The sequence below is a fragment of the Bradyrhizobium sp. Pa8 genome (genome assembly GCF_052588265.1).
In genome coordinates, this window is the sequence record NZ_CP176767.1 from 1,078,892 (window position 1) to 1,090,000 (window position 11,109).

General features: G+C 63.7%; 6 protein-coding genes, 1 rRNA gene and 1 pseudogene (1 of these 8 running past the window's edge). 4 read left to right on the top strand and 4 right to left on the bottom strand.

Annotation, left to right across the window (positions count from 1 at the left end; translation table 11 throughout):
- Positions 1 to 51: 51 nt before the first annotated feature.
- The gene (locus ACKWRH_RS05035; RefSeq protein WP_445219570.1) at positions 52 to 726 is read left to right on the top strand and encodes a TIGR02594 family protein; all 675 of its coding nucleotides are present in this window, start codon (positions 52 to 54) and stop codon (positions 724 to 726) included.
- Between the two features lie 113 nt (positions 727 to 839).
- Here the strand turns inward: ACKWRH_RS05035 and ACKWRH_RS05040 are convergent, their stop codons facing one another.
- Positions 840 to 1,628 carry an MOSC domain-containing protein gene (locus tag ACKWRH_RS05040; RefSeq protein ID WP_445219571.1) on the bottom strand — a complete coding sequence of 263 codons (789 nt, stop codon included), beginning with the start codon at positions 1,626 to 1,628 and terminating at the stop codon, positions 840 to 842.
- 241 nt (positions 1,629 to 1,869) lie between these two features.
- On the opposite strand from ACKWRH_RS05040, the gene clpB reads away from it, so the two are divergent.
- A complete protein-coding gene (gene clpB / locus ACKWRH_RS05045; RefSeq protein WP_445219572.1) occupies positions 1,870 to 4,509 on the top strand; it encodes an ATP-dependent chaperone ClpB in 2,640 nt (879 codons plus the stop codon).
- Between the two features lie 80 nt (positions 4,510 to 4,589).
- Here clpB and ACKWRH_RS05050 read toward each other — a convergent pair whose 3' ends face one another.
- Positions 4,590 to 4,856 carry a hypothetical protein gene (locus ACKWRH_RS05050; RefSeq protein ID WP_445219573.1) on the bottom strand — a complete coding sequence of 89 codons (267 nt, stop codon included), beginning with the start codon at positions 4,854 to 4,856 and terminating at the stop codon, positions 4,590 to 4,592.
- 83 nt (positions 4,857 to 4,939) lie between these two features.
- A pseudogene (locus ACKWRH_RS05055) lies at positions 4,940 to 6,519 on the bottom strand (hypothetical protein).
- Here ACKWRH_RS05055 and ACKWRH_RS05060 point away from each other — a divergent pair.
- Positions 6,476 to 6,637, top strand: a complete 162-nt coding sequence (locus ACKWRH_RS05060; protein ID WP_445222643.1) for a hypothetical protein — start codon at positions 6,476 to 6,478, stop codon at positions 6,635 to 6,637. The pseudogene ACKWRH_RS05055 and the gene ACKWRH_RS05060 overlap by 44 nt on opposite strands.
- A 76-nt stretch (positions 6,638 to 6,713) precedes the next feature.
- Here the strand turns inward: ACKWRH_RS05060 and ACKWRH_RS05065 are convergent, their stop codons facing one another.
- Positions 6,714 to 8,777, bottom strand: a complete 2,064-nt coding sequence (locus ACKWRH_RS05065) for a peptidoglycan DD-metalloendopeptidase family protein (RefSeq protein ID WP_445219574.1) — start codon at positions 8,775 to 8,777, stop codon at positions 6,714 to 6,716.
- 1,134 nt (positions 8,778 to 9,911) lie between these two features.
- Between ACKWRH_RS05065 and ACKWRH_RS05070 the strand changes: the two genes are divergently transcribed.
- Positions 9,912 to 11,109 (top strand): 16S ribosomal RNA (locus ACKWRH_RS05070) (it continues 291 nt past the right edge of the window).

Below are 11,109 nucleotides of genomic sequence, written 5' to 3' on the forward strand. Positions count from 1 at the left end.
CGGCCATCGCACGGGCCGATTGGGGAAGTGGGGTGTCAAGAAGGATGAAGTATGTTGGAGTTGTTTGCGTCTCGCCTGTCGCGTTGTGTTGTCGCGCTGGCGATTTTCTTCGCGGCGGTTGCCGCGTTCGTTTCTCCGGCCTCAGCGCGGCCGCATCATCGTCATAGCGCAGAGCGGCACGTTTACGTGCACCACGCCAGACATCATCATTACCGTCATTATCGGCACCATGCCCGCAGCTCGCGCTTCGAGCGCGGCGCGGCGCAGTTGCGGGCGAGCGGCTTCGCCGACACCCAGGCGAGCTACAATCCGAACGCCAATGTCGGCGGCATGGCCAACAACGGCATGGCCAATCCTGGAATGGCCAACAGCGGCGGCGGATCGGGACTCGTGTCCGAGGCGCGCCGTTATATCGGCGGCAATCCGACCGGGCGCGGCAGCCTGTGGTGCGCGCGCTTCATGAACATGGTGCTGCAGCACACCGGCCATCAGGGCACCGGCTCCGACATGGCGAGCTCGTTCGCGCGCTACGGCACGCGTGTCTCCGGTCCGCAGGTCGGCGCCATCGCGGTGATGTCGCGCGGCCGTCGCGGCGGCCATGTCGGCATCATCACCGGCGTGGACGCGCAGGGCAATCCGATCATGATTTCCGGCAACAACGGCAATCGTGTTCGTGAGGCGCCGGTCTCGCGCGGCCGGATCTATGCGTATGTGATGCCGAACTGAGGTTCGTCATTGCGAGCGAAGCGAAGCAATCCAGAATCCCACCGCGGAGACAGTCTGGATTGCTTCGTCGCTTTGCTCCTCGCAATGACGGAGGGTGTTGAGGCGGCGTGCCGTCACACCAATCTCGGCTCTTCCACCGCCACCGCATCCCCGACGCCGATCTCGCCGTCGGCGATCACCTCGGCATAGATGCCGCAGTCCATGTGGCCGAGATGGCGCGACAGCGTCGGCGGGATCTCGAGATCGCGTGCGCCGGTTTCAGGGTCGACATTGGTGGCCGGGCAGCGGACGATGCGCTTGACCACCTTGAGCCGGGCCTGACCGATCGCCAGCGTCTCGCCGACGAGGTCGAGCTCGGACCAAGCCGGCCAGCCCTTCACGTAGAGATTGGCGCGGAAGCGCAGCGGATTGACTGCGGCGCCGCCGAGCATGGTCTCGATCGCCCGGACGCTGCCGAGATTGATGATCGACACGACCTTGCGGGCGACGTCGGAAAAGCTGTGGTCGCGGCCGGACAGAACTTTTGGCGGGCCCTTCAGCTCCGGCTGAAAATCCTCCGTGAAATAATCCTCGATGGCGGCGCGCCCGGCGGCGGTCTCGAGATCGCCGCTGGCGACGATCTGGCCGTCCTTGCGGATGGTCAGGCGATTGATCGCGTCCTCGAACCGGCTGTCAAGGGTTGCCAGCCGCTCATTGCGCGCCAGCATCAGGAACTGGATTTTCGGCTTCCAGGCCGGCGCCTCCGGATCGAAGCCGCTCGGGCCGTTCTCGATGGCGTAGCGGCGGTCGGCGGGCAGGGTCTGCCCGATCCGCAAGGGGACCCGGGGAAGGGATTCCGGCGTCAGGCCTTTGATCGGGTAACGGTAAAGGCCGGTGATCTCGGCGGTCTGTCTGGCTGTCATGCCGCTACTTAAGGGATTCGACCTGCCGCCGCCAAGCGGGCGGATCAGCGCACGAAATTGTGAACGCGCCTCTTCCGATCCGCGGGCACGCTTCCCACATCTGGGACAGGCCGGCGCCAGCGCCGGCTGATAACGACCGCTGCCGGTTGAGGAACGTCAACGCGTCCAGCGGAAACCCAATGAAGATGCCGTTTGGAGTGCCTTAGAGGGCTCCAGGGGCAGGCCGAGGGAAAGAAAAGACATGAACATCGACAAATATACCGAACGCTCCAGGGGCTTCGTCCAGTCCGCGCAATCGCTTGCGGTGCGCGAGGGGCACCAGCAGTTTTCGACCCTGCACGTCCTGAAAGTTCTGCTGGACGACAATGAGGGCCTCGCTGCCGGTCTGATCGACCGCGCCGGCGGCAATTCCCGCGCCATCCTGAAGGCGACCGAGGACGCCCTCAACAAGGTGCCGAAGGTCTCCGGCGGCGGCGCCGGCCAGATCTATCTGGCGCCCGAGCTCGCCCGCACTTTCGACGCCGCCGAAAAGGCCGGCGAGAAGGCCGGCGACAGCTTTGTCACTGTCGAGCGGCTGCTGCTCGGCCTCGCGCTGGAAAAGACCAGCGAGGCTGGCGCGATCCTGGCCAAGGGCGGCGTCACCCCGCAAAATCTCAATGCCGCGATCGAGGCGCTGCGCAAGGGCCGCACGGCGGACTCCGCGACCGCCGAGAACGCCTATGACGCGCTGAAGAAATATGCCCGCGACCTGACCCAGGCTGCGCGCGACGGCAAGCTCGATCCGGTCATCGGCCGCGACGAGGAGATCCGCCGCACGATCCAGGTGCTCTCGCGCCGGACCAAGAACAATCCCGTGCTGATCGGTGAGCCCGGCGTCGGCAAGACCGCCATCGCCGAGGGCCTCGCGCTGCGCATCGTCAACGGCGACGTGCCCGAGACCCTCCAGGACAAGAAGCTGCTCTCGCTCGATCTCGGCGCGCTGATTGCGGGCGCGAAGTACCGCGGCGAGTTCGAGGAGCGGCTAAAGGCCGTGCTCCAGGAAGTCACCGCGAGCGAGGGCAATTTCATCCTGTTCATCGACGAGATGCATACGCTGATCGGCGCCGGCAAGGGCGACGGCGCGATGGACGCATCCAACCTGCTCAAGCCCGCGCTCGCGCGCGGCGAGCTGCACTGCATCGGCGCCACCACGCTCGACGAGTACCGGAAGCACGTCGAGAAAGATGCTGCGCTGGCGCGGCGTTTCCAGCCCATCTTCGTCAGCGAGCCCTCCGTCGAGGACACGATCTCGATCCTCCGCGGCTTGAAAGACAAGTACGAGCAGCACCACGGCGTGCGGATCACCGATTCCGCGCTCGTGGCGGCGACGACGCTGTCCAACCGCTACATCACCGACCGCTTCCTGCCGGACAAGGCGATCGACCTCATGGACGAGGCGGCCGCGCGGCTGAAGATGCAAGTCGATTCCAAGCCGGAAGAGCTGGATTCGCTCGACCGCGAGATCATCCGGCTCAAGATCGAGCAGGAAGCTCTCAAGAAGGAGAGCGATCTCGGCTCCAAGACCCGTCTCGAGGGGCTTCAGAAGGAGCTCAGCGAGCTCGAAGAGAAATCCGCGGCCCTGACGTCGCGCTGGAGCGCGGAGAAGAACAAGCTCTCCAACGCCCAGAAGCTGAAGTCAGAGCTGGACGCGCTGCGCGTCGATCTCGCCGACGCACAGCGGCGCGGCGAATTCCAGAAGGCCGGCGAGCTGGCCTATGGCCGGATCCCGCAGCTCGAGAAGCAGCTTGCGGACATCGAGGCGCGTGAGGGCTCCGGCGACATGATGGAGGAGGCGGTCACCGCCAACCACATCGCGCAAGTGGTCTCGCGCTGGACCGGCGTGCCCGTCGACAAGATGCTGGAGGGCGAGAAGGAGAAGCTCCTGAAGATGGAGGAGCAGCTCGGAAGGCGCGTCGTCGGCCAGGCCGAGGCCGTGCGTGCGGTGGCAACCGCCGTGCGCCGCTCGCGCGCGGGCCTGCAGGACCCGAACCGGCCGACCGGCTCGTTCATGTTCCTGGGGCCCACCGGCGTCGGCAAGACCGAACTGACCAAGGCGCTCGCGGAGTACCTGTTCAACGACGAGACCGCGATGGTCCGCCTCGACATGTCCGAGTACATGGAGAAGCACTCGGTCTCGCGGCTGATCGGTGCGCCTCCCGGCTATGTCGGCTATGACGAGGGCGGCGCGCTCACCGAAGCGGTGCGGCGCCGGCCCTATCAGGTGGTGCTGTTCGACGAGATCGAGAAGGCGCATCCGGACGTCTTCAACGTCCTGTTGCAGGTGCTCGACGACGGCCGCCTCACCGATGGCCAGGGCCGCACCGTCGATTTCCGCAACACGCTGATCATCATGACCTCGAACCTCGGTTCGGAGTATTTGGTGAATCAACCGGAGGGCGAAGACACCTCAGCCGTGCGTGAGCAGGTGATGGGAATGGTGCGTGGGCATTTCCGGCCCGAGTTCCTGAACCGTGTCGACGAGATCATCCTGTTCCACCGCCTGCAGAGGAGCGAGATGGGGCGGATCGTCGAGATCCAGTTCGCCCGGCTGCAGAAGCTGTTGACCGATCGCAAGATCGTGCTGACGCTCGATGCCGCGGGCCGCGACTGGCTCGCTGCCAAAGGCTGGGATCCCGCCTACGGCGCAAGGCCGCTGAAGCGCGTGGTCCAGCGCTACCTCCAGGATCCGCTCGCCGAGATGATCCTGGCCGGCGACGTCAGGGATGGCGATACGGTCGCGATCTCGTCCGAAGGCAACGTGCTGACCTTCAACGGCAAGGCGCCGCAGACCGCGGAGATCGCCCAGTTCGAGGCGCCGGCGTCGAAGCGGAAATTGAACTGATCGTTGCACTCACTGCAGAACGAAAAACCGCCCCGGAGAGGTCCGCCTCTCCGGGGCGAATTGCTTTGACGAGGTTCGCTCTAGCTGACCGCGGATGTTGAGCCGGGTTCGGCTGGACCTTGCTCGTCGCCGTCCTCTTCGAGCTCCGACAGGATGTCGACAAGCTCGCGCACGCGTCCGTGCGCCAGCGGGCGCAAATCGTTGATCATGGGCTCGTCACTGGCGAGCCAGGCCTGGGCTTCGGCGAGTTCCTCGACCGTCGCACCGGTTCCGATGATCTGGGCGATGGTGACTTCGTCGGCCCGATCCACGGTCTTGACGACATCGTCGCGTGAGAGGCGCCGCATGGGGATCCTCCTGTTGGTCGGCTTCCGTGAGCATTTAACCGGGAAACGCTTGTGCCGGTTCCACCGGGCTGGTTTCCTCCGCGCTACTTCCTGGTGACCTTGTAGATCGCTTTCTCGATATCGGAGGCGAAGTAGATGATTCCGGAGGCGCCGATGGCGACGCCGGTCGGGATGTTGCTGGGCAGGCCCCCGGGTGCGCCCGTCAGCCCGATCGGAAGATTGGCCGCGATCTCGGTGACCTTGCCGCTGTCCGGCGCAATCTCGATCAGCCGCCTGGCGCCCACTTCCGCCACGATCAGTCTGCCGTCGCTTCCGCGCGCGATGCCTTCGGGCATATTCAACTCCTTGGCGAGCACGGTCTTTTCGCCGTTCGTCTCGATCCTGGAAACGACACCTGCGAAGGCTTCGGTGACGTAGACATCGCCGCTCGATCCGCCGACGAGCCCGACCGGACCTTCGAGGCCGCCAATCAGCGTGGTGCGGTCCTTGCCATGCTCGCCGCTGACGCGGACCAGCGATTTGGTGCCGAGCTCGGCCACCAGGATGCTGCCGTCCGCGAGCACGATTGCGTCATGCGGCGCCTTGAAATCGTGCAGCATGTCGCGGGTGGCGCCGGTCTTGGCGTCGATCACCTGCACCGTGCCCGTGAACCAGCTCGACAGGACCACGTCGTTGCCTTTCGCCGTCGCGCTCATCGGATATTCGAGCGTGGTGCCGTCGGCGTGCATGCGCGCCCTCTCGGTGACCTCGCCGGTCGCACCGTCCACCGTGCGATAGGCGAACACGTCGGCGACGTGGATCGTATCTTTGCCGTTGTCCGAGGTGACGCCGATGCCGCCGGGCAAAGCGAGCTTGCCCATGATGACCTGCCGCGCCTGGCCGGTCGCGGGATCGACCTCCTGGATGCCGTTGTCGGCCATGTTGGAGACGTAGATGCGGTCCTTGTCGTCGATCGCGAGATTGTCCAGCGACGGCTTCAGCTGCGCGACCACGGTCTTGGTGCCCGACTTGGGATCGACCCGAACGAGCTGGCCGAGCGCGGTGTCGACCACCCAGAGATTGCCCTTGGAATCGAAGTTCATCGCGGCCGGGACCTTGAAGCCGTCGGCGACGACGGTCAGCTCGGCCTTGTCGACGTCGACTTTTGCGACCTGCCCCTTGAACCAGAGCGGACCGTAGAGCTTGTCGTCGGGGCCGAACTCGAAGCCGTTGAGGCCGCCCATCTTCTCCATGATCTGGCGGGGCGGTCTGACGCCCTCGACGTCGATCTCATAGAGCGTGTCGCCGAGGAAGACGGTGGTGGCGTAAAGCCTGCCGTCCTTGCGGAAGGCGAGCGAGTTGATGCCGGGAAGGCGCTGGCAAGCTTCTTGATCGGGCCGTCGCCCTTGCGCGAATAGAGATCGCCGGTCAGGAAGCCGGTCCAGGCCATGGTGCCGTCGGGCGCGAATGCGATGTCGTCGGCCATGCCTACGGGAGACAGGATTGCAACCTTGGCGGTACCGCCTGCAATGTCGACCTCATAGAGCGCCGCGCCCGCGACGCTGCCGGCAAACAGATGGCCTGCCTTGTCGATTCCGAGCCCGTGCACGCCATGGAACGCCGAGCCGGGGACGAGCTTCGTGACCTCCCAGCTCTCGCCAAATGCGCTCGTCGTGGCGAAAATCGCAGCGACGAAAGCCGCGCAGGCGAGCCTGTTCTTCATGGCGAGACCTACCTTTTTTGGAAAGTATTCGCCCCTGATGCCGCTTTGGCAAACGAAACTTGACGTTGTAACGCCGTGAAACGACGTCGCTTGACGACGTCGCATCCAGATCGTGTTTTCCAGAGATGTCCGGTCGATTTCGGCCGGTTGAGGGATCAGCGGTTGGTGACCTGCAACGGGCCGCCGGTTGCGTCCGAAATGCGGGCGATGGCGCCGTTGCGGCCGCTCATCATGGCGTCGAGCCGGTCACGTTCCTTCTCGAAGCCCGCCAGCACCGTGCCTTCCAGCGAACGGCCGCGCGGCAATTTCACGCGCAGCGGATCGACGAAGCGGCCGTTGACCAGGATTTCGTAGTGGACGTGAGGGCCGGTCGACTGGCCGGTCGAACCGACGAAGCCGATCACCTGACCCTGCCGCACCTTCTTGCCGATCTCCATGCCCTTGGCGAAGGCCGACATGTGGCCGTAGGCCGTCTCATAGCCGTTGGAATGCTTGATCCGGATATACTTGCCGTAGCCGCCTTCAGGGCCGGCCTTCTCGATCACGCCGTTGCCGGAGGCGAAGATCGGCGTGCCGTAGGCGGTGGCCCAGTCGACGCCGGTGTGCATCTTCACATAGCCCAGGATCGGGTGGCGACGGCCGCCGAAGCCCGAGCGCATGATGGCGTTGTTGACGGGCTTCCTGACCAGGAATTTCTTCGCGCTCTTGCCGGTCTCGTCGTAGTAGTCGACGACGCCGTCGTCGGGGCTCTGGTAGCGGTAGTATTTCTTGGTCTCGCCGCCGACCGTGAGGGAAGCGAACAGCACGTCGTTCTTTTCGCTCGACGTCACGCCCTCGTCTTCGCCGGCATAGAACACGTCGAACGAGTCGCCCGGCTGCACCTTGCGCTGGAAATCGACGTCGTAGGAGTAGATCTTGATCATGTCTTCGATGACCGGCATCGGCACTTTGTTGCGCATCGCGGTCTCGTAGATGCTCTGGTAGAGCCGCACGCCGGTGCCGTCATCGTCGTCATCGTCGTCGCTGTTGGCGTTGGCCGCGGCATCGGCGACGGTGTTCATGCTGGAGACGTCGACCGCGACGTATTTGCCGAGATCGGACAGCGCCGCGATCGCCTCGACCATGGTGTCGTTTGCAACCACGACGCGATAGGGTTGGAGGCGGGCGCCGGGGCTTGCGGGCGCCATCAGGATGCGGAGTTTCTCGCCTTCCTTCAGGCCGCCGTCGCGGCCGCGCGGGCCGAGCGTCGCGGTGATCGCCTTGATCTCCTCGGCCGTCGCGCCGAGATCGCGCAGGACGGAGCCGACGCTGTCGCCCTTCTTGACCACGTGGACGCGTTCGCCGTTGGGATTGCCGCCGGTGATCTGCTCCTTGGTCTTCGGCAGCAGCGTGACGTTTTCCGGCACCACGCGCGTCTCGAAGCCGGCATAGGGATCGGACGCCGACGCTTCGGTGGCGTAGGCCATCTTCATGTCGGAGGGGCCGGTCGCGCCGGAGACGTCGGCGGTGGCATTGGCGAGCGAGGCGTAGCGCACCCCGCCATTGCCGCGCCAGTTGGCGGCGTCGCGCACCCGCATCAGGATGTCGTCGAGCGCCACCACGGCGGAAATCTTGGCCTTCGGCAGCACCGGCGACAGGTCCTTGGTGACGAAGGAGACTTCGGCATCGGGCTCGACGGCTTCGGGATTGTTCGGATCTTCCGCCGCAGTCTTCGGATCGGAGCCGACATCGGTGAGCAGGCGCTGGGCGTTGAACGGCGGGATTTTCGCCGACAGATCGCTCGTCGTCATCGACAGATTGCCGGCGATCCGGACGAACGGGCGCACCCGCATCACGTCGCGGTTGCCGACGCGGGCGACGGTGGAGACGCGCACGATGTTGCGCGAGGCCGTGGATTCGTTCGGCGGCGGCAGGCGGTCGCTCTTGTGCAGCGTGGCGGCGCGATCGGCCGCGCCGAATGCGCCGCGCAGCGCGCCTTCGACGCGCTCAGGCACCTTGGCGAAGGTCATCTCGCCGTCGAGAGAAGCGAAAACGGCGCCGCCGATCAGGGCTGCGCCGCAGAGTCCGGTCAGAATTGTCCCGCTGAACCATTGCACGGAAACGCGGCGGCGATCGATGACGGCGGCCTCGGAACCATCGACGGACAGCGGCGGCTCGTGGCCGAGATCGATGATCCCGGTCTCACGCCCGTAAGCGCCGCGTGACGTCCTGTGGTTCAAACCAAGTCCCCCAATCAACGACCCAAGATGCCCGCTTTCGAACCTCTCCTGGCCGCCCTCTTGAAGGGGGATCGCCGGAAAAGGCAAGCCGCACAGGCGTCCGCGCTCAGAAAGCCCTCGATGGGGCCGGCCGAAATTACGAACAGCTGGACGGGTAAAGGTCTCTCGATGTCTCTCGAATGTCGGAGGAAGGCTGCGTCATCTGCAAGATCGCCTTCCTCTGACCCCATGAAAATCGCCGGCAGCCCCCACTGGCACCCCGCGATTCAAGCTTGTCTGTACCAGAACGCCGCGGGATTGTGGCTCTAGTACGGCGCCTAATATGGAAAAAGTTTCCTGAACGGCCGCGCGCAAGAAGCCCGTCTGACCGACGCCGGGGGACCAAGTCTGGCCTGGGGTGGAGCTCGGTCCGGCCAGGGATGGGGCGCGTCTGCCGTGGACGAGGGCTCGGTCCGGCCTGGATGGGCCTCCGCCTGCCAGGGCGCTGGGGGCGTCTGGAAGGACGCAAGGGGAGGGTGCCCGGAGAGGCGTCCAAAGCCCCCTCCGGAGCCCGCCGGCGGGCAAACTTTTTTTGAGATTTTTTGCGGTGCGGGTTCGATCCGGCCGTTGGCGGCCTCTCCAATTGGCTGGAATCGCTGGATTTTTTTCGATGATCCACCGTGCGACGATTTGTTGACAATGGGCGTTGACAATCCCGGGCGGGGGGGCCTATAACCCGACCACTGAGCGCGGCGCCGCCGGGTCACTGACCAAGGCGAGCGAACGCGCCACTGATGCTCCTCACCTTGTTGAGTGACACAACAGTCGACGTAAGTCGATTGGAGTTCATTCATCGTCGGTAAGGGTGTCGGAACCCTTCCTCTCAGGAAGGTTGAGGCCTCCACGGTCTCGGGCTGTTTGACAAGTGAAGATGAAGAAAGAGAAACGTGGACGGCGGAGTCCTTGCGGGTCTCGCTTCTGAAAAGCTTCGGCTTTTCTGATCGAGACCGGACGAAAGACTTCGGCGGTACACGTTTTAAAGGAAACACCATCGCTGCCAGCGATGTGAATCGCGGGCAGCTCGGCGACTTCGGTTGTCGAAATAATGGTGGGACCTCGTCAAACGTTGTGATCAGCCGGTTCAAAGTTCAAGTCCAACTTGAGAGTTTGATCCTGGCTCAGAGCGAACGCTGGCGGCAGGCTTAACACATGCAAGTCGAGCGGGCGTAGCAATACGTCAGCGGCAGACGGGTGAGTAACGCGTGGGAACGTACCTTTTGGTTCGGAACAACACAGGGAAACTTGTGCTAATACCGGATAAGCCCTTACGGGGAAAGATTTATCGCCGAAAGATCGGCCCGCGTCTGATTAGCTAGTTGGTGAGGTAATGGCTCACCAAGGCGACGATCAGTAGCTGGTCTGAGAGGATGATCAGCCACATTGGGACTGAGACACGGCCCAAACTCCTACGGGAGGCAGCAGTGGGGAATATTGGACAATGGGGGCAACCCTGATCCAGCCATGCCGCGTGAGTGATGAAGGCCCTAGGGTTGTAAAGCTCTTTTGTGCGGGAAGATAATGACGGTACCGCAAGAATAAGCCCCGGCTAACTTCGTGCCAGCAGCCGCGGTAATACGAAGGGGGCTAGCGTTGCTCGGAATCACTGGGCGTAAAGGGTGCGTAGGCGGGTCTTTAAGTCAGGGGTGAAATCCTGGAGCTCAACTCCAGAACTGCCTTTGATACTGAAGATCTTGAGTTCGGGAGAGGTGAGTGGAACTGCGAGTGTAGAGGTGAAATTCGTAGATATTCGCAAGAACACCAGTGGCGAAGGCGGCTCACTGGCCCGATACTGACGCTGAGGCACGAAAGCGTGGGGAGCAAACAGGATTAGATACCCTGGTAGTCCACGCCGTAAACGATGAATGCCAGCCGTTAGTGGGTTTACTCACTAGTGGCGCAGCTAACGCTTTAAGCATTCCGCCTGGGGAGTACGGTCGCAAGATTAAAACTCAAAGGAATTGACGGGGGCCCGCACAAGCGGTGGAGCATGTGGTTTAATTCGACGCAACGCGCAGAACCTTACCAGCCCTTGACATGTCCAGGACCGGTCGCAGAGATGTGACCTTCTCTTCGGAGCCTGGAACACAGGTGCTGCATGGCTGTCGTCAGCTCGTGTCGTGAGATGTTGGGTTAAGTCCCGCAACGAGCGCAACCCCCGTCCTTAGTTGCTACCATTTAGTTGAGCACTCTAAGGAGACTGCCGGTGATAAGCCGCGAGGAAGGTGGGGATGACGTCAAGTCCTCATGGCCCTTACGGGCTGGGCTACACACGTGCTACAATGGCGGTGACAAT